This window comes from Paenibacillus sp. HB172176, assembly GCF_011947265.1.
In the GTDB taxonomy this organism is placed as follows: domain Bacteria; phylum Bacillota; class Bacilli; order Paenibacillales; family Paenibacillaceae; genus Pristimantibacillus.
In genome coordinates this window covers 124,533-143,937 of sequence record NZ_JAATHD010000012.1, presented here as the reverse complement: position 1 = coordinate 143,937, position 19,405 = coordinate 124,533, and the positions used below count along the sequence as shown (strand labels likewise).

The 19,405-nt window shown below is 48.9% G+C and carries 12 protein-coding genes; 1 reads left to right on the top strand and 11 read right to left on the bottom strand.

Annotated features, from left to right (window positions below):
- Window positions 1–216 precede the first annotated feature (216 nt).
- Both HFP08_RS29520 and HFP08_RS16630 read right to left on the bottom strand, forming a co-directional pair.
- Window positions 217–1,947, bottom strand: coding sequence for a collagen-like domain-containing protein (locus HFP08_RS29520; protein WP_206109270.1), 1,731 nt, complete (start codon window positions 1,945–1,947; stop codon window positions 217–219).
- Window positions 1,948–2,128: 181 nt separating this feature from the next.
- On the bottom strand, window positions 2,129–2,830 hold the full coding sequence (locus tag HFP08_RS16630; protein WP_240941502.1) for a GDSL-type esterase/lipase family protein: 702 nt from the start codon (window positions 2,828–2,830) through the stop codon (window positions 2,129–2,131).
- A 322-nt stretch (window positions 2,831–3,152) separates the two neighbouring features.
- Here HFP08_RS16630 and HFP08_RS16625 point away from each other — a divergent pair, with 322 nt between their 5' ends.
- Complete coding sequence (locus HFP08_RS16625; protein ID WP_168121721.1) at window positions 3,153–5,159, top strand: stalk domain-containing protein; 2,007 nt, start codon at window positions 3,153–3,155, stop codon at window positions 5,157–5,159.
- On the opposite strand, the gene HFP08_RS16620 is transcribed toward HFP08_RS16625, so the two are convergent.
- From HFP08_RS16620 to HFP08_RS16580, 9 genes are all read right to left on the bottom strand, one after another.
- Window positions 5,149–6,711, bottom strand: coding sequence for a glycosyltransferase family 39 protein (locus HFP08_RS16620; RefSeq protein WP_168121720.1), 1,563 nt, complete (start codon window positions 6,709–6,711; stop codon window positions 5,149–5,151). The two genes, HFP08_RS16625 and HFP08_RS16620, sit on opposite strands and share 11 nt — an antisense overlap.
- 154 nt (window positions 6,712–6,865) lie before the next feature.
- Window positions 6,866–7,942 carry a ribosome small subunit-dependent GTPase A gene (gene rsgA / locus HFP08_RS16615; RefSeq protein WP_168121719.1) on the bottom strand — a complete coding sequence of 359 codons (1,077 nt, stop codon included), beginning with the start codon at window positions 7,940–7,942 and terminating at the stop codon, window positions 6,866–6,868.
- A gap of 196 nt (window positions 7,943–8,138) precedes the next feature.
- Window positions 8,139–9,749: a glycoside hydrolase family 28 protein gene (locus tag HFP08_RS16610; RefSeq protein WP_240941499.1), complete on the bottom strand. Its 1,611-nt coding sequence runs from the start codon at window positions 9,747–9,749 to the stop codon at window positions 8,139–8,141.
- Window positions 9,750–9,931: 182 nt separating this feature from the next.
- Window positions 9,932–11,287, bottom strand: a complete 1,356-nt coding sequence (locus HFP08_RS16605; RefSeq protein ID WP_168121718.1) for a glycoside hydrolase family 28 protein — start codon at window positions 11,285–11,287, stop codon at window positions 9,932–9,934.
- Window positions 11,280–13,187: a glycoside hydrolase family 97 protein gene (locus tag HFP08_RS16600; protein WP_168121717.1), complete on the bottom strand. Its 1,908-nt coding sequence runs from the start codon at window positions 13,185–13,187 to the stop codon at window positions 11,280–11,282. Before HFP08_RS16600 ends, HFP08_RS16605 begins: the two co-directional genes overlap by 8 nt.
- 115 nt (window positions 13,188–13,302) lie before the next feature.
- Window positions 13,303–14,931, bottom strand: a complete 1,629-nt coding sequence (locus tag HFP08_RS16595; protein ID WP_168121716.1) for an ABC transporter substrate-binding protein — start codon at window positions 14,929–14,931, stop codon at window positions 13,303–13,305.
- A gap of 66 nt (window positions 14,932–14,997) precedes the next feature.
- Window positions 14,998–15,879, bottom strand: a complete 882-nt coding sequence (locus HFP08_RS16590; protein ID WP_168121715.1) for a carbohydrate ABC transporter permease — start codon at window positions 15,877–15,879, stop codon at window positions 14,998–15,000.
- 19 nt (window positions 15,880–15,898) lie between these two features.
- A complete protein-coding gene (locus HFP08_RS16585; protein WP_168121714.1) occupies window positions 15,899–16,876 on the bottom strand; it encodes an ABC transporter permease in 978 nt (325 codons plus the stop codon).
- Window positions 16,877–17,042: 166 nt separating this feature from the next.
- Window positions 17,043–19,367: an AraC family transcriptional regulator gene (locus HFP08_RS16580; protein WP_168121713.1), complete on the bottom strand. Its 2,325-nt coding sequence runs from the start codon at window positions 19,365–19,367 to the stop codon at window positions 17,043–17,045.
- Window positions 19,368–19,405 lie beyond the last annotated feature (38 nt).

Genomic DNA, 19,405 nt, shown 5'->3' with positions numbered 1-19,405 from the left:
TACTTACTCTTGAACGGGAAGGGCCCTATCCCGTGAAAGGACCTGTCACTCGGACAGTACCGTCAGCAATAGGCTGCCGAAAGATAGGCGCCGCAGCGCAAGGTGCAGATATCCGGCGATTAATTGGCTGCGCAGGCAGCCCGATACGAGCAAAGCCCCCATTCGGGATCAGCTTAGTCTTCGAAAGAGGGCTTTGCATTCGTAGCTTCATTCAGCTTATACAAGACTGTTTAATACGGTTTTCGTACCAACTAAGGTCGAACTGTTAGTGACGAAAAAATAGTTGGATGCCGCATCCAAATTTAGCGGACCCGTCCAAGTAATTGTGCCGAATTGACTGCTGAACACTCCAGTAGGAGGTACATCCGTAATTGCTGCGGCCACTGTGACGTTTCCTTGAATATTGCAATTGCTTATATCGGAATATCCAGCAGCAGTTATCGATCCATTTAACAGGCACTCTACCATGCGGTTAATTCGAAATCCTGGATCATTAATAATATTAATTCGACTATTATAGAGATAAGCATTTGTTATGCCTTGATGTGGATCAGCAGCGTCGGGCATAATGCTGCCAACCACCCGTGCATTCAGCAATTGAAATTCTATCGTTGTGAACGGATCAACAGGATCCGTATTCAAGAATGTTATATTGCCGCTAATGATTGCTCCATCGGTATAATTGGTATGCGTACTAACAGATGTGCCATTATTCAAGGTTCCGACTACCGTGACAGGTCGTGCTTGAAACGCCGCACCTTGATTGTTGTAGAAATCTTCATCCGTTGTATTCGTTTCAACTGTAATGTTCCTCGGTGTTGAAGATCCGAAATTAGCTAAATCCGAATTCCCAAGCACCCATGGACCGAGTCCGAGCAGTTGAACATGTCTGGCCGGTGGAATGACTATATCCTCGTCGAACACCGAATTGGAAGCAATCAAAATAACTAATCTCGCTCTCATTCCATACGTATTTGCAAATGTGCTTGAAGTGGCTTCTGTTACCGCCGTTTGTAACGAATTGTAAGGGTTAATTGGCGTCCCGTCTCCAGGCCCAGGAGCACTTGAATCAGCCCATATGACCGTGTTCATGCCCCACAGAAACTGATCGGGGCCCGTTGGCCCCGTTGGGCCATCCGCTCCCGTTGCTCCCGTCGGACCTGTCGCTCCTTCCGCTCCCGTTGCTCCGGTCGGACCCGTGGCCCCTTCGGCTCCCGTTGCTCCGGTCGGGCCTGTCGCTCCATCGGTGCCTGTTGCTCCCGCAGGCCCCGTCGCTCCTTCCGCTCCCGTTGCTCCCGCTGGGCCTGTCGCTCCATCGGCCCCCGTTGCTCCCGCTGGGCCCGTCGCTCCATCGGCCCCCGTTGCTCCCGCTGGGCCTGTCGCTCCTTCCGCTCCCGTCGCTCCCGCCGGACCTGTCGCTCCTTCCGCTCCCGTTGCTCCCGCTGGGCCCGTCGCTCCATCGGCCCCCGTTGCTCCCGCTGGGCCCGTCGCTCCATCGGCCCCCGTTGCTCCCGCTGGGCCTGTCGCTCCTTCCGCTCCCGTTGCTCCCGTTGGGCCCGTCGCTCCATCGGCTCCCGTTGCTCCCGCTGGGCCCGTCGCTCCATCGGCCCCCGTTGCTCCCGCTGGGCCTGTCGCTCCATCGGCCCCCGTTGCTCCCGCTGGGCCTGTCGCTCCATCGGCTCCCGTTGCTCCCGCCGGACCTGTCGCTCCTGTCGCTCCTGTTGCTCCTGTTGCACCCGTCGCGCCTGTTGCGCCTTGAGGACCTCTCTTTCCTCTCTTTCCTCTTTTCCCCCGACATACGCAGCAATAAGTATGATTGTTTTCAAAATCAGGTCCTTTGGGTTCTTTTGGACATCTTACGATAAAACACTTGCATTCTTTTTGTTTTCTTTTCAATATAAATACTTTTTTAGCCAGCTTCCACTTCTTCTTTTTTCTCTCTTCCATATTCTCCCCGCCTCCTCATAGATTTCATGTTCATTCTATGTAGAGAGACTTCTATTTGGTTAGACATCTATCTTAGACAATCAAATTCCCATAAAAAAATCACAGACGCAGCAAACCAACACAGGTTTGAACATTTGTGATCTTAATCTACACATAATCGAACTTAGCTGACATTCTTATCTTAGGGAAGCAGCCGGCGAAGAGCTTCCGCCCACACACGGTACCCTCGTTCCGACAAATGACAAAAGTCCGGCGCAGTTTCCGCCGACAAGGTTCCGTCCGTCTCGAGAAGCTGTTCGCCAATATCCAAAAATGCGTATCCCCGTTCCTTCGCCAAAGACTCATAACCCCGATTGATCTCCGCAATAACCTTGCGTCTCGAATGATCCGGCTTATGCTCACGCGGCAGCACTGCCATGATGACAATCTTCGCAGTCGGTGCCGCTCTATATACGCGGTCGCAAATGGCCCGCAGCCCTTCCACGATTTCTCCAGGCAAATTCTCTCTCGCGTTCCCCGTACCGCTTGTATTATTCGTTCCTATTAGAATGACGACCGTCTTCGGCGCCAAGCCTTGAAGTTCTCCATGATCGAGCCGCCAAAGCACGTTCTGCGTGCGATCCCAGCCGAAGCCCATATTCATAACCCGATATGCTTCGAACAGTTCCTTCCAGGATTCATGCTCTTGCATGCCAGGCGTTCGGGGCTCGCCACCCCAGAAATGCGTAATCGAATCGCCGATCATCACAATTTCCGGATTTAACTGCTCTTGCGTCTCTAAAACCTGTTCGTGTCTCTCCCACCAGTCATAGCAGTCTTCCTCAATTTTAGGCGTCGGAATGACGGCTGTGTTGACGTTACTCTGTTCCATCTCCACATTCATTTCTTTTATCCTTCTTTCTCTATACACTTGTTATCGAATTGCAAGGGATGAGCTCTGCACCAACCATTCGCGAGCGATTAATACATGACCTGCCGCGATTATTCGCTTCAAAATAATTTAATCCAAATTATTTCATAAATGCATAATATTACTGGAGTGACGGTCTCAATAGGATCTATTCTGAATGGTCTATCTCTATCTGTCAATTCGGTCGCGATACAAAAATTGTTTTGCCTTTCTTTCTCCGCTCCTCATCGTGTAGTATTATAGTAAATTCAAGAGAGATGGAGATACGATACGTTTCATTAAAAGGAGCGAGTATATGTCACGCCAGATAAGGAACAACGCAACAAATAAATTCATGGTCGCCGTAATCGCATTGTTATTATCATTCTTTATGCTGCAGCCTTCGGTGTCTGCGGAACCTATTGCCGCTGTATCCGGATGGAAGAGCATAGCTGCGGGAACCACGCATAATCTTGGCGTCAAGCTGGATGGATCGGTATGGACTTGGGGATCGGGAGCCGCGGAGCTGTTCGGAAAGACGGGTTCTTACGCCGCTCAAGATGTGCCCCTCCGTATACAAGGCCTGACGAAAATTGTTGGAGTCGCTGCCGGCGGAAGTCACTCTCTTGCGCTTAGAGAAGATGGAACCGTCTGGGCGTGGGGAGGCAATACAGAAGGCGAGCTAGGCGATGGCACAAGATCTGTGTACGATGGTCAGACGCAAAGCTACATCAAGAATGAGAACAAATCCATTCCTTTTCAAGTTAAAGGCTTGGAAGACATCGTATACATCGCCGCAGGCTTTGCAGACAGCTATGCGGTCAAGAGTGACGGTACCGTCTGGGCATGGGGAAGCATGATAAGCAAGACGCCTCTCCAATTAACAGAATATACAGATGTGCAATCCATCTCGGTGGGCTATGCGCATATTGCCGTGCTCAAAAAGGATGGGACAGTATGGCAGCGTGCGTCCTCATTGCCTTCTTACAAGGACGGCAACCTGCAGAATCCAGGGCCAACCACCCTGATTAAAATTAAAAACCTAACGAATGTAATCGCTGTTGCGGCTGGCGGCGGAACTACACATGCGCTCAAGGAGGACGGCAGCGTCTGGGGATGGGGATACAACCATGCTGGCGAAATTGGCGATGGAACCACTATTGATCGTAATGATCCGGTTAAGATTGTCGGCATGGAGGATGTAGATGCAATCGCGGCATCGGCTGGAGGCCCTTTTTATTTGAAGCATGATGGAAGCGTATGGTCGAATGGCAGCAACCTTGGCGGACAGTTTGGCATCGGATCATATGAGAGCAAGATCGTGCCGACTAGAATTGAAGGTCTTGTCAAAATAAAAACGATCGCTTCCTCCAGCACCGGATTTCGGGCAATGGCTATCAGACAGGATAACACGTTATGGTCCTGGGGCAACGGTCATGTCGGGGATGGCAGCAAATGGTGGCGAACGAGTCCGGTTTGGATAAAAGGCAGCCCGGACGAGTCCATCGTTCCGATTCCGCTCACGGTTGAGATTAACGGGAATCCTATCGACTTCGATCAACAGCCAATAGTTCAAGAGGGACGAACATTAGTACCTCTTAGGCAAATATTCGAAGCTTTGGGCGCGGAGATCGAATGGAACGAAGCTACTCGAACCATAAATGCGGTCAAAAAGGATACTACGCTGAAGCTCACGCTTGGCGATTCGGTTGGTTATGTGAACGGCGAAGCCATTCCACTTCATACACCAGCCATAAGCGTGAATGGCAGAACCATGGTTCCCGCAAGACTGGCAAGCGAGACCTTCGGGGCTCTTGTCGGCTGGAATCCTGATACTAGAACCGTTACGATTGAAACGAAGGAACCAGAGTCGAACTCAGATGAAATTACTGATACCGCTATTGAAGGAGCGGTTACTGTTATTGGAGTTATTGGGGGAAGAATCGCGGGCGACGACGGAGTTACCGATCAAGAATCATCCCAGCAATTAAAACCGATTATTCTGAAAGATGCGCAGATAACCGGCAAACTGATTGATCAAAATAACAAACCGGTTCCAGATGTCTATATTATCGTGCATGGAGGCAGCAAATCATTCGACTTTCTCCAATTCAAAACAGATGAAGAAGGCACTTATGCGCTAAATGGTCTGGAAGAGAACAAGACCTACACGCTGGATCTTATGAAAATAATCTATGATGCAGATGTCGAAGCGAAACAATATTACGAATACCAGAAGCTTACATTCACCTATCATTCAAGCATGACAACCTTGCAGGATTTTAAAATTACAATTAAGGATATTAAGCTATCTACTCATTAACGGCAATTCGGCGACATGTCACATATTCATAAGTATCCTTGAATCCCAAGAAAGACAGCATGATCAGGATGGGATAGACAGGGAATAAGTATCTCGACTTGATCTCCCACAGCAGATAAAATCCGATGAAGCCAAGGATAACCAGCACCAATGGCATTTCATCAAAGCTCTTCTTTCTTAACCCCTTATAAAGCCGGATGAAGATGAAGATGTACATAAGTATATTCATGACATACAGAATCATCAGGAATCCGCTGCGATATTTCGAATCGCCTTTGAACAGCTCCGTGAAGAAGGTGGAGTAGCTGTATTCGCCCATAATGGAGCTTCCTCCCCTTCTTCCTCTTTGATCGGAGCCTTGGGTTCCAATGCCGTATCTGTCCACTTGATAGGTTCCTTCCGTCCAAACCCAAATCAGCTTTTTATAATACATTGCAGACAAATCGCCGAAGCTCATCTCGGACAGCTTGTCTCTGATTTCCTGCTTGAATAACGCCTCGCTCATTTCTTTGTTATAGCCCGCTTCTCTCTCGTATATGTTGTAGCTCGCCCGATTATCCCAGAAACCGAATCTCTCCTTGTTGATCCCCATGTTCAGCCACATATATACGGGTGCTGCATTCTTCGAGAGAGATTCATCCACGATATTCATTCTCTGCAGAACGAAATTTTGCGTCCAGCCCGGAATTTGGAGCATCAGGACGAGCACAAAGGCAGCGATTAAGGATTTCCTAACGCCGATCTCTCTTGCGTGCAAGAACATATAGATAACCGCCGCAATCAGCACAATTACGCCAATGCCTCTGAAATAATTGCCGATGGACAGCAAAACGGCTGCGATAATCAGAAAAGCGATCCGTTTGTCCCGAACAAATCGAATGACAAAGTATAGTGCCGAGGTCAGAAAAGCAGTAGCGATAACATCGTTGTAGATCAAATTATTCATCAGCAAGGCTGGTGCGTACATTGCCGCAAATAGCAGCACTCCGTAATCACGAGAAGCTGACCTGACATGCAGCGTTTTGTAAATCAGATAGATCATTAGCGTTGTGACTAGCGTGAACAAGCTGTTAAACAGCTTGACCAGGATAAGCTTGTCAGGAAACAAGGCTAATAACGACTTCAAATACAGCACCATAGAGAAATTGAAAGGGAACATATGCAAATAACCGCCAGCCTGAAACGAAGAATAATCGTGATTGTACAGCATCTCCTTCGCAAGAGACAGCACTGTCTGAGAATCATCCGTGGGCAGCCTCGGAAATGCAAGCATAATGCCGATTTGCAACGCGAAGGATAACGCCAAAACAACAGGAACGACCCCTTTGGCAGGGAATTTGTTGAGCCATAGAGACAATCGGTACAAGACAATGCTGACCGAAGACAGCAGTACCATGATACAGACGAATAAGGGGATGTTTTGCCGCTCAAGAATGGGATTATCTCCATAAACAATAAAATTATATTTTGCTCGGACGAAAAAAGAAGACACGATGAACAACCCTATAAAAAAGATCAGAATGAAATAAATTGATTTTCGAATGAACGCCATCGCGGTGCTCCCCCAAAAAATATGAACTAAGACAATCCTGCCTGGCATTCAGTATAGCCGGACAAACTGAACGATTCTTGAGCGCCAACTTAAAGTTTGCTGAAAAATTGGAGATAAAAAAGCGATGAGGTCAGTTGGACCTCATCGCTTTCCCCTACTTTTTCTTCGTACTTTTAATAAACTTTTTGGCGCTCCTCATCCCGCCTGCACCGGCAAACATCCTGTTCAGCTTCTCGGTCTCAATCTGCCGTGAGGTTAGGCCTTCATACTGTGCTTCCTTCTTCAGCTTGAGATAACTTGCGAGTCGCTCTGGAGAAAGCTTGCCGTCTCTAATTCCCTCTTGCACGGCACATTTCGGCTCGCTGCCGTGGGAACAATCCGAGAATTTGCACTGCGAGGCAAGCTCTTCGATATCCGAGAAGGATTTTGAGAGATCGGCGCTTTCGATCCCGAGCTCCCTCATACCGGGCGTATCAATAATTACCCCGCCTTCAAGCAGAACGAACAGCTCCCGACTCGTTGTCGTATGCTTTCCTTTATCATCGTTTCTGGTTTCATTCGTCTCCATGATGGAAGAGGCTAGCAACCGATTCGTCAAGGTAGATTTCCCCACGCCGGACGATCCGATCAGCACGAATGTCTTCCCTGGTACCATGTATGCCTTCACTACCAAATAACCATCCTCCGACAATCCCGAAGTCACGACGACATCGACGCCTATAGCCACCGAGGACACCTCATCAAGTCTCGCTTGAATTGCCTCGCACAGATCCGATTTGGTCAGGACGATTACAGGTGTCGCCCCGCTGTCCCATGCTATGGACAAATAACGCTCCAGCCTGCGCAGATTGAAATCATTATTCAGCGCCATGCAAATAAAGACCGTATCGATGTTCGCGGCAATAACCTGGACATCATTCGCAGTGCCGGCCGCTTTGCGCGTGAAAACACTCTTTCTTCGCAGAACATGGTGGATCGTCGCATGATCGATTCGATTATCCGGTTCCGACAACAGAACGAAGTCGCCTACTGCGGGATAATCGGCAGAAGTTTGAACGCCAAAGCGAAATTTTCCTGAAACCTCTGCAGTAAGCTCTCCCCATTCGGTAATCACTTTGTACAAATCTTTGGACTGGGACGAGATTCGTCCGATCTTCCATTTGCTATATAATCGGGCTTCCTGAATAAAGCTTTCATTCAAGCCCACGCTTTTCATATCGATTGTACTCATTTTGTCCTCCTCAAGTTTTGGATTGCATCTTGGGAGGCGAAGCGCAATTTTTAGCTTGCACACCCCTCCCTATCTTCCGCAATCTGCTTAACAATCGAAGTTGCATTCATTTTAACCATATGTCAACGACTCCTTTCCTTGAAAGATGTATCCTCAATATAACGGGTAATCGGTCGTTCAGCAAGTCGATACACGTCTATCGAGCATGAATAGCATCCGACGCGACATCATCCTTCACTGCGAGTTTGACGTCTTGGGGCAGTCCGGAATATTCGAATCGAGCCGTCAGTTCGCCAGACACTTCAACAAAGCACTCTTCAGATTGTTCGGAAGCCAACGTGGCTTGGAGCAGCTGCGTGGTCCGACACTGGTGGAACACAGCCCCAGCTCCTCTCCGGCAGGCGACTTGAATATCTGTAAGTCGCAAGTCTTCCGCATGACGGCATACCATTCCTTCTTCGCTTAGAATAGAAGCTTTGCTTATCGTCAAATTGCTTATCGGCATCTCGGGAAGGCCATTAATGACGAGCGCTTTTCGCGCTCCTCTGCAGCTTATATCCTCCAAATGAATATCGCGAAAAATCGGCGTTTCCACCGATACAGGAGCTCTCAAATCGCCTCCGAACTCGCCGGAGCCCGCGCGGCCCTCATAATACAGATTGAAGGATATCGCGTCGCCAGCAATTTCGTTCATGCGGATCCCTTTCATATGGATTTTCTCCACGACGCCCCCTCTGCCACGGCAGCTTTTGAAGCGAATACCGATATCCGTGCCCAGGAAGATGCAGTCGGAGACGAGAACATGACGGACGCCTCCGGACATTTCGCTGCCAACGACTATGCCCCCGTGACCATGGTAGACAACGCAATTGCGCACCGAAATATACTCGCTCGGTTTGCCGAAATCCCGACCTGCTTGATCTTTGCCAGATTTCACGCAAATTGCGTCGTCGCCCACATCGAATGTACAGTTCTCGACCAGAACATATCGGCATGAATCCACATCAAGACCATCTCCATTTTGCGCGTACCAAGGATTTCTTACTTTTGCGTTTCGAATCGTAATGTGCTCGGACGCCCAGGGATGAAGACACCAGGCTGGCGAATTTTGAAAGGTGGGGCCGTCTATCAGAATATGCTTGCAATGACGGAAGCTCAGCAAGCAAGGACGAAGATAATCACGCGCAGGAGCGAAGTCGTTTGGTTCTATCGCGCCTTGCTCTTGCAGCTTCGAGATGATTCCCTCCCCGCGAGATGCAGCTTCTGACGGCCACCAACAAGTTCCGGACTCATCCAGAACGCCGCCGGAGCGAATCAACTCTTCCCAATGACGCTCCGTCATTTTCATTTTCTTCACAGGACGCCAAGCATCGCCGCCGCCGTCGAAAATCCCTCCTCCGGTAATCGCGATATGCTCAAGTCCTTCCGCATCAAGAGGCGATTTGCATCTTACCGCCCGGCTCCCCTCATAATAAGACTTAATTAACGGATAATCATCGAAACTCTTGCTGAATAAGACGAGGGCTCCCTGCTCTGCGCTTAGCTCCAATCGGTTTTGAAATTGAATCGGGCCCGTCAGCCATACGCCTGCCGGAATAAGCACCTTCCCTCCCCCTAATGCGGTGATATGCTCAATCGCATCATGGATCGCTTTCGTGTTATCGTGAATGCCGTCTCCGATAGCCCCGAAGTCTCGAATCGAAACCGCAAGGTCCGGGATGGACGGCAGCTCCGTCTCAGGCATTACGAATGCAGGTGCATGATCTTGATTTATCTGTACAACGTTTTTATCGTTATCTTGTATCATATCCATACCCGCTTTCCAATTGTATTCATTCCACTCCGATAACTCATGATCTATTCCATTATAGAAGAACTTCCGTTGCTGTTTTTGTTCACAGATGCTCAAATTCGCATCATAATTGCATTTATTTGCTCTCTTGAACGGCAAAAACGCCGCCTGGCAAAGGCGGCGTTTCATGGTTTCAGCTAGCTTTCTGTCACATCTGCCTTATAGGCCTTGCAGTTCTCAATCTTGAAAGAATCCCTCGTATCCGGCCGCAACGCGCGGAATCTCACCCCATCGAGCGAGAGTCCCTCGACATTTCGGACATCCATGAAGGTCGTTCGGCTCCATGTGGGATAATAATTCTCGGAAACGGTTTCCGGATGTTCATGCCTCCTGTCCCATACGAGCGGATATTCAGCAGGGATATCTTCTTTCTTCACGCCGCCGATAGAGGTATACAAAATGTTCCTCATCGTCAAATCGCGAATGGGATGGCTTTCGCACGCATCTATGCGAATGCCGTTGAACGAAGGACTGCCCATGATATCGTCCCTGAAGCGATAATGCGTCTTGCACATCTCCGCATCATCCGTCGCAATTATATCAGACAGCATGATCCGCTCCAGCGATCCGATCTCCGGCATCTCCTCCAGACCGATGGAGGAGCCAATGGAATCAAGTCTGTTGTTCAACAGAATGAAGATCGGACGAGTCACGTTCCGCATGAGGAGTCCCTGAGCCACGATGTCCGTGATGCTGCCTCCCTCCGTGCATTCAATCTTGATTCCTTCCCGCCATACATTCTCGAACGTGCAATTGTGAATCGCGACATTGGAGATGTCCCCAACGGATTTAAGTCCAATGCGGATACCTGCGCATATCGAAGTAAAGTGACAGTTCGAAATATGCACATTCTTCATCGGATAATCTTTGCTGCTTGCCTGCAGACAGAGGTTGTCGTCCGTGCCCAAGATCTTGCAATTAGACACGAACACATTCGTGCAGCCGTCATAATCGAGGCCGTCTCCGTTATATTTCTTGTCATTGCGGATATCAAGATCCTCGCACCAGATATTCTCGCTGTCGAGAAAGGCTGTCGTCCAAGCCGTCGAGTTGTGGAGTCGAAGACCTTTGACATGAATATGCTTGCAGCGCAGGAACCGCATCATCATCGGCCGATCGATGCTCCCCTCATTCGGGAAGCTTTCTGCGTTGCCGTTGATCTCGCCTTGGCCAATCACGCCAATGTTCGAGGCATCCTCGGCATAGATAAAGCATCTGTCCATATCCTTCTCATTGATATACCGGTTGTAGTGCGTCCCGCCCGGATAATCGCTGATTTCTGGATTCGCCAACAGAACTGCAGACGAATTCACTTGCAAATAAACATTCGATTTCAGAAAGAGAGTTCCCGATACGAAAGTGCCTCCTGCCAGCACGACACAGCCGCCTCCAGCCTCATAACAATCATCAATCGCTTTCTGAATCGCTTTCGTGTCCACTGTCTTGCCGTCGGCTATAGCGCCGTATTGCTTGACGTCGTATTGATCACGCATTCCATTCGCCCCTTTCATTCATCATTAGATGAATAGCTTGCCCCCCGGCAGCTGCCATCTTGACTTGAAGCACCGACTCAGCTCCAACCGCCTTGCGCTCTCCTGCCACATTGGTCCGGGTCGGCTCGTTGTCCACATCGTTATCTCTGTAGATTTGCGCGATATAACTGCGTCCACGCTTCAGAAAATCCATCGGAATGCTCAACTCTCTTGCCGACTCGTTCGTAATTGCGCCAATAAACCAATCCTCGCCCGATCTGCGGGCGATGACCGCATACTCTCCAACCTCTCCCATCAGCACCTTTGTCTCATCCCAAACCGTCGGAAGCTTCTTGAACAGCTCCAGCTCCCATTCGCCCTGATAATCCGAAGGCTTATCATACCAGAGCACCGATTGAAGAGGACTGTAAGCGATAATCGACATTCCCAGTTGATGAGCGAAGGTTGTCTGCTTGCGATCGGTATAGTAGCAAATCGTATAATCCCCGGCTCCAGCAATAAATCTTGTGAACGGCAGCGTGCAATTATGTCTGGCTGTCGGCATATGCTCATTGCCGCGAATGCCTTCCTGAGTCAGCAGATTCGGGTACGTTCTGGAAAACCCGCTTGGACGATAAGCGTCATGAACGTTTACAATCAGGCCATAGTCCGCGCATTTCTTGATCGTGTCCGTCAGCCAACGGCTCCAGTATTGCGGACCTGTATTCACGAAGCCGAACTTAAGCCCCTTCACACCCCATTCCTTATATATCGGAAGAAGACGGTCAATCTGATGCTCTACTGCCCGCCTGTCCAAATAGAGAATCACGCCAATTCCTCTTGCTTCCGCGTAGCGAACAAGGGCTGGAATATCGGCCTTAGGATAAGCAACGCCCTCCTCCATCTTGAAGAACCAGACATCATTCACCCCATTTCCCGCACAGGAATCGTCATTGAACGGATCGCCATACCAGCCCCAATCCAGCATTATATATTGAAGGTTGTGTTCAGCCGCGAAATCGACGCAATCGCGTCCCCCCTGTGGAGATAACGTCATCTCGCGCAGCAGCTTGCCAGGCTTTATCCATGAAGTGTCTTCAATTTCGCAAGGCTTGCTTACATTCTCGATCAAGTAGTTCCTCTCCAAGAGCTCTCCGGGACTGTCGCCTGCCAGGATGATTCTCCATGGCGACTCGAAGGGAGCGTCCACTCTAGCGAGCGCGTCCTTCTGCTCATGGGGCAGCGCATCGAGCTCGGACATATTATCGTAACCGACGAAATGCTTCACTAGACCGCTAAGCTCGCTAATCAGCGTGTCAGGCTGAGAAGAATCTGCTCCAAGCAGCATTCGCGGATAATCATTCTGGCCTGCTTCGGCAATCGCCGCCCATATACCGGAAGGATAGGCGATTGTCAGCGGCCGCTCGCATAATGAACCGATCTGCGAGATGCTGACTCGTTCATATTCGCCTTCCGCCCCATGCTCTTCATAGCCGAAGCAGCCGGGAGGGAAATGAAACTGCGTCTGCTCCTTCGTAATGATAAAGCTCTTCAAGGAGGACTGCTCAGGAATAACATAACGAAAGGCGACACCTTCATTATAAACGCGGAATTCCAGCTCCATCGTCTTTAAGCTGTCCATCTGCTCCAAGCTGATTTTCAAAGAAGAATAGCAATCCGGAATGAGACTTCGCTCCCCGTAGACAGGAGTCCAGCTTTCATTCACGAAATTCGATTCCGCATTCACGATTCGAAATTGATCGACAAGCGAATCCTTCGTATCAAGCCTCAGCCCCAATTGAGATGGGTTAATTAACACAGTGTCTTTATACAACACTTCATAAATGGGATGTCCGCCCGCATCCACTGTCACATTCAAACCTATTGCATGATTCGGCGAAACTGCTTTGAATTCATTCATCTTTAGTACCAGCTCCTAACAAAAGTCATTTCCATATTTCAAAGCAAAGAGCCAGACAACGGAGCTTCCTCCGTTGCCCGGCGTACCTTAACTTCCGATCGATAGAATCGACGGCCTACTTGCCGCCCCCATCCAAATAAGCTTGAACCTGCGTCTTAATCTCATTGCGTATTTTATCTAATCCAAGCCCTTGCAAATCTTTGTTCAGCTTGACAGCATCCCCTTCCCAATCCTTCACTTGACCGGCTTTGAGCGTTTGGATGAATGGATCCGCTTTGGACTGAATATTAGCGAATTCGCCTTTCACGTTAGAGGTGTCGAACGCAAATTTTGCCAATACAGCAGAGTAGTACGTATCAGCCTTAGCCGAATACTCCAAATACTTCTGCGCCGTTTCATCCAAATCCTCCGGCATGCGAATCATCGTCGGATTCCAGGTAAACTCGTAGCCGGGGAATGTGTAATTTTTGGAATCATCAAGCAGCTTCAGCTTATTCTCGCCAACCGGCTCCCAATGCTTGCCTGGAATGCCGTATTCGAATAGATCGTGATTTTCCCGACTTTGGAATATCCAATCGAAGAATTTCATTGTTCGATCAATATTTTTGGAAGACACAGGTATGGCAAGCGAGTTGTTCGCCTTATAGTTTGTCGAGATCGCATGAGGCTCCATGTTGCGGATCTTCTCCTTGAAGACGAAGAACTCCAGATCGGAACCGGCAATGGTATCCTGCAGCTTCTTCTTGTCCGCTGCGTACGATGAGAGGGTTCCGTAGTAAGATGCCGCCTTGCCTGACATGAAGTAAGCCTTCTGATCCTTCTGGCTCAGCACATCCTTCTCCAGATATTTGCTCCACTCCGCCCACTTGTCATATTGCGCGAAAGCGGATTTCATCGTATCGAACGGCGCAGGCAGCTTCGCCCATTCCTCTGCGGGATCGCCGAAGGCGACAACATCCTGCACCGTCTTCAGATCATCGGAGAGATGGACGAAATACACGATTCCGCCCAGATTTACCGGACGAACGGTATCCAATTCTTCTCTCTCGGGCGCGAGTACTTCCTGGAATCCGCCGTTTCCTTTCACAGCCAGCGGAGTGATTCCATCCTCGGACGCAAGCACCTTGTCATAGAACTGCTGCAGCTCCTCATAGCTTGAGATCGGCTCGCTGAAGCCCAGCTTCTCGCGAAGATCCTTGCGAATATAGATGACAGGAATATCGTAGAAGTATTGCGTGAATGGAATCGTATACAGATGATCGTCATACCGCTTGTTCATCTCGATGAATTCAGGCGTGAAGGCTGCCTTCAAGCCCGGATAATCATCGTTATTGAAGTACTTGTCGAGCTGCGCATAAGCGCCTTGCGGGATTAGCTCCTTCAAATTCTGGAAATCAGCGTCGAAGACAAAGTCAACCGATTCGCCGGCAGTCATCATCAGCTTAACCTTCTGCTTGTGATCAGCAATCGGATTCCATTGAATATCAAGTTTTGTATTGAGCGTATCCTTCGTGCGTTTCTCGAACTCGTCCAGCACAAGCGACATATCCTGAGGCTCATCTCCGAAGAGCATGCCCTTCAGAGTGACCGCGCTTGGCGCCTTCGTTGTGTTTGCCGAATTTGTTGCGCCAGCGTTTCCGTCTGTTGATGTCGGCTCTTCATTCGAGTTGTTGTTGCTGCACGCGGCCACTGATGCAGCAAGCGCGACGGTCAGTACAGCTGTTGTCATGCGTTTCATCTTCATGTCGTTCATTCATCCCCTTTTTTTTCCTCAGTATTGGATCTATACTAAACCGCCGGTGAAGCGGATTCAGCCTTTGACAGCGCCTACCATGAGGCCTTTCACGAAGTACTTCTGCAAGAAGGGATACAAGAACACGATCGGACCAATCGTGACAACCGTCGTAGCCAGACGAACGGTCATGGCCGGCGGTATAAAATTCGGAATATGGACATCCGATGAGATTTGATTAATATAATCGAGATTATTCATAATGCGCTGGATCAAATATTGCAGCGGATATAGATCTTTATCATTGATATAGAGAACCGCGTCAAACCATTTGTTCCAATAGCCAAGCGCGTAGAACAGCCCGATGGTAGCCATAGCCGGCAGTGAGATCGGCAGAATGATGCGGAACAGGATATAGATATCATTCGCCCCGTCAATCTTGGCCGATTCCGCAATGGAATCGTCAATGGAGGCGAAGAAATTGCGGAGCAGGAACATATTCCATGCGCTCATCATGCTGGGAATAATCAGAACCCAGATCGTGTCCTTCATATCCAGATACTTGGAGATCAAGAGATAGGAGGCAACAAGTCCTCCGTGGAACAGCATCGTGAAATAGACGAAGAACGCGATATAATTGCGATACTTGACCGATTTGACCGATAAAGAATACGCCATTGCGCTTGTTAGAATCATGGACATCAATGTTCCGACAAGCGTAATGAAGGTGGTGACGCCGTAGGCCCGATAGATGGTGTTATCCTTGAAGATCAGCTTGTAGCCTTCTAGGCTGAAGTGCTTCGGCCAGAAGGTATAGCCGTCCTTCAGGATGGAAGCCTCCGTAGCGAAGGAGCTTGCGACAACCGACCAGAACGGCAACAGGCAATAGACGGAGAATACGGCGATCAATAGATAGAACAGTCCTCTAAGCAGTCGATCCGAGAAGCTTTCTCTTATCATGATGCAATTCACTTCCTTATTAGAAAATAGCGGATTCAGGCGCGGTCTTCTTCGCGATATAGTTCACGGTAATGACCAGCACAAATCCGATCAGAGATTGCATGAAGCCGATCGCGGCCGACATGCTCATATCGCCCAGATCCATCATCGCGCGGAACAGATAGGTGTCGATTACATCGGTTGTCGGATACAACAGTGGATTGCGTCCGATTATCGCGTAGATCATACCGAAATCACCGTTGAAGATGCCTCCTGCCGCGAGAATGAGCAATAGAATGACAGTTGGCTTAAGAAGCGGCAGCGTTATGAAGCGGATCTTCTGATATCTGCTCGCTCCGTCTATGGAAGCCGATTCATAGATATCCGGATTAATTCCAGATATCGTCGCCATGTAGACGATCGATCCGAAGCCCGCTCCATGCCAAATCTTAAGCAAAACAAGAATGACCGGCCAATATCCGGCAAGCGATAGAAATTGAATAGGTTCAATGCCGAACATCGAAAGAATTTGATTAATAAAGCCCCCATCCGTCGCGACGAACGCCATGACGAACATCGCAACAACGGTCCAGGACAGGAAATGCGGGAAGATCATAACGGACTGAGTAATCTTCTTGAACCATTTTCCTCCCAGCTCCGTCACCATGATGGCGATCGCGATCGATGCAAGGGTGCTGAAAGCAATGAACAAAGCATTAAGGAACACCGTATTCGTTACGATCTGAATCCAATCATTCGACGCGAAGAAAAACTTGAAATTTTTCAGTCCCACAAATTCACTGCCAGTTATGCCGCTCATCGCTTTAAAATCTTGAAAAGCTATAACGATGCCGCCCATAGGCAGGTAAGCGAAAATGCAAAACCATATCATGCCTGGAAGCGCCAATAGATACAGGAACTTGTTTCTAGTCATTTCAAAAAAGAATGTTCCGAGCTTTCCCCGCTTCCTTCTTTCCTTGAAAGCTTGCTCGGGTAGAATTGCTGCTCTCTCACTCATTCGAATCCTCCTCGACTGCGCTGCTGTTGTGATGACTTCACTTTACTTGCTCAAATCCAATTGCAAAACCTCAAAATTCGCATAAAAAGCATGATTTTCAAGGCTTGGAGAGGTTCAAAATCTTATGATTGGATTAAAAAGTGCCGAAGATGAGCAGTGAGCCCCTTTATTCCGAGGAATAAGGAGGCTCACTGCTTTTCCTGAAATGATCAGGCGTCTTCCCGGAATACTTCTTGAAGGAGATATAAAAGTACTTCGTATTGTCCATACCGACCATCTCTCCAATGCGATTCGCCGGCAAATCTGTCGTCAGCAGCAGCTCCTTCGCCTTCTCAAAGCGATAATCGCTTATATACTTGTTCAGAGATGTGCTTGTGATATCCTTGAATATCTTCCTCATATAGTTGACGGAGAGTCCCGCTACCTCTGACAGCTTCTCAACGGTAAGACTTGCATCCATGTACGATTGATGAATCTCGTTCCTCAGCTTTTCTACGATCAGAACATTCTTCTGCGAGGACTGGTTGTCTCTTAAGCTGATCGCCGTTTCCGCGAGTCCAACAAACCATTCCTCCATCTCATCCAGCGTCTCCCACTTGTAGAGCTGCTGGCCCAGGGAAGCGATATCATTGCCCGTGCTGGTCAGATCCCCGTTTGCCATCGATTTGGATGTGCGCGTTACGGTGAACAGCAATTGATTCAGAAGAAACATCATTTCATCGAACGGCGCCGATTGCAGCATTTCGAAATAAGCTTTGATCGCGCAAGCGGTCTTCGCTGCATCTCCAAGCTTCATGCTGTCGGCAATCTGCTTCTCCATCGGGGCGGATACGCTGTCCGGGATTGATTCTCTGTTCTGCTCCACATCGGCGGGAATGAAGCAGCCCTTTCCGTATACCAGACGATATCGCGAGGCATCATAAGCGGCTTGCCATGACTTGGGAATTTGTCTGAGATCCGCCGCATGCGAGCCGTATGAAGCCGATACGGACAGCTTGAGATAATGCTCCGTGCTTGCTTGGACTTCGCTTAACAGCTGCCGGATCTGAAGCTCCGACTCGCTTGCCTTCAATAACAGTATGACGATCCGATCCTCCTCTCCATCGAAGCTGAAGGCAGGAAAATGAGTGTTGCCGATCTCATCGGCAATATTCGCAATTCCATACTTCAAGAGAGCCAGATCATTAGGACTGTAGGCTTCCGCCAGCTCATTCATCTCATCCAGCCTAAGCATACAAACCTGGAAGCCCTGAGATGGAAGCTCAATGCCGATGCGGGACATTCTGCTGATCATCTCCGCCTCGCTGCTCCAGCCTCCCGACAGGAGCTGTCTCAGCACCTCGTTTCGCTCTGTATTCTGAAACCCTGTCATGCTGATCTGCATATCCTGCACTTTACGCTCCATGAATTGGAACGCATTCGACAGCAGATCGAATTCGCTTACCCCATGCGTCGAATGCTCCGAGCCGGGCAACTTGGCAATATTCTTGACGAGCCGATGAATCGGTCCATAGATCATTCGAGTGAAGAAGAAGCCGCTAACGATAACAATTAGCAGGATGATGGCGGTGACAGTAAGAATATATTGCTTCATTGCATTGACCTTGCTTAACAGATTCGTGTAATTCACATCGCCAATGAAGATCCAGCCCAAGCTTTCCGACTTGATGTAGAAGATATGATGCCCTGTTCCATCAATATTTGTTTCGATGACGCCTCTTGACGCCGTTGAATCAAGAATGGCTTGAACGGGTTCAGATTCCGATATATTCGTATTGATCAATTCATTATTCGAATGTGAAATAACGATGCCTTGCTGATTCAGAATCATTGACTGGAAGGAGTCGCTGTCCGTTCCGTTCATCATCATGTTCTGCAAAATTTGCTGGTCCAAATTCAAGATCATCGCGCCATTCACTGCCTTCTCGTCCCGCGTGCTCATATACGCTACCGAGATTAAATTGCCGTCGAACGGCTTCGTGTCATGGACGAACGACGTATGCCGGGGAATGAATACGCTGCCGCGCAGGGTCTGCGTATTCTGGAGCAAATGCAGAATCTGCTGATCATAGAATTCGTCGAATGATCTGACGGTCGTTAAGGAAGAGAAGACGAGCTCATGCCGCGTATTGACCAAATAAACAGAGTGTACCATCGGATTCGTATTGGCCAAATTCGTCAGTTCCGCCCCTATTCTTCCCATTAGTGCGGTATTGAAATCGTTGGCGTAGAAGCCGGCTTGTATATCAGCTGACCCGTAAGCGCTTGCAAAATGTTGGTAAGTCGAATTCAATAAAATGTTCGCTGTATTATAGGATTGCTCCAAGGAACGATCGGTCGAAAGCGTCAATTCCGTCTTCATGCTCTCGGATACTTTAGAGGTGATCGCAAGCGTAAGCGCGGCTATGACTAATAAACCGACGAATAGATAGGATAGAATGATTCGGATCAACAGACTCTTCTTCATGAAAAAATGTCGCGCTTTATTCATTGGCATCCTCCCGTTCTGCTTCACAGCATTCTCCATTA

Excerpts from the sequence above, each read along its gene's own strand:
- HFP08_RS29520 (WP_206109270.1), bottom strand. The coding sequence starts at position 1,947 with ATGGAAGAGAGAAAAAAGAAGAAGTGGAAGCTGGCTAAAAAAGTATTT.
- HFP08_RS16630 (WP_240941502.1), bottom strand. The coding sequence starts at position 2,830 with ATGAATGTGGAGATGGAACAGAGTAACGTCAACACAGCCGTCATTCCG.
- HFP08_RS16625 (WP_168121721.1), top strand. The coding sequence starts at position 3,153 with ATGTCACGCCAGATAAGGAACAACGCAACAAATAAATTCATGGTCGCC.
- HFP08_RS16620 (WP_168121720.1), bottom strand. The coding sequence starts at position 6,711 with ATGGCGTTCATTCGAAAATCAATTTATTTCATTCTGATCTTTTTTATA.
- rsgA (WP_168121719.1), bottom strand. The coding sequence starts at position 7,942 with ATGAGTACAATCGATATGAAAAGCGTGGGCTTGAATGAAAGCTTTATT.
- HFP08_RS16610 (WP_240941499.1), bottom strand. The coding sequence starts at position 9,749 with ATGATACAAGATAACGATAAAAACGTTGTACAGATAAATCAAGATCAT.
- HFP08_RS16605 (WP_168121718.1), bottom strand. The coding sequence starts at position 11,287 with ATGCGTGATCAATACGACGTCAAGCAATACGGCGCTATAGCCGACGGC.
- HFP08_RS16600 (WP_168121717.1), bottom strand. The coding sequence starts at position 13,187 with ATGAATGAATTCAAAGCAGTTTCGCCGAATCATGCAATAGGTTTGAAT.
- HFP08_RS16595 (WP_168121716.1), bottom strand. The coding sequence starts at position 14,931 with ATGAAGATGAAACGCATGACAACAGCTGTACTGACCGTCGCGCTTGCT.
- HFP08_RS16590 (WP_168121715.1), bottom strand. The coding sequence starts at position 15,879 with ATGATAAGAGAAAGCTTCTCGGATCGACTGCTTAGAGGACTGTTCTAT.
- HFP08_RS16585 (WP_168121714.1), bottom strand. The coding sequence starts at position 16,876 with ATGAGTGAGAGAGCAGCAATTCTACCCGAGCAAGCTTTCAAGGAAAGA.
- HFP08_RS16580 (WP_168121713.1), bottom strand. The coding sequence starts at position 19,367 with ATGAATAAAGCGCGACATTTTTTCATGAAGAAGAGTCTGTTGATCCGA.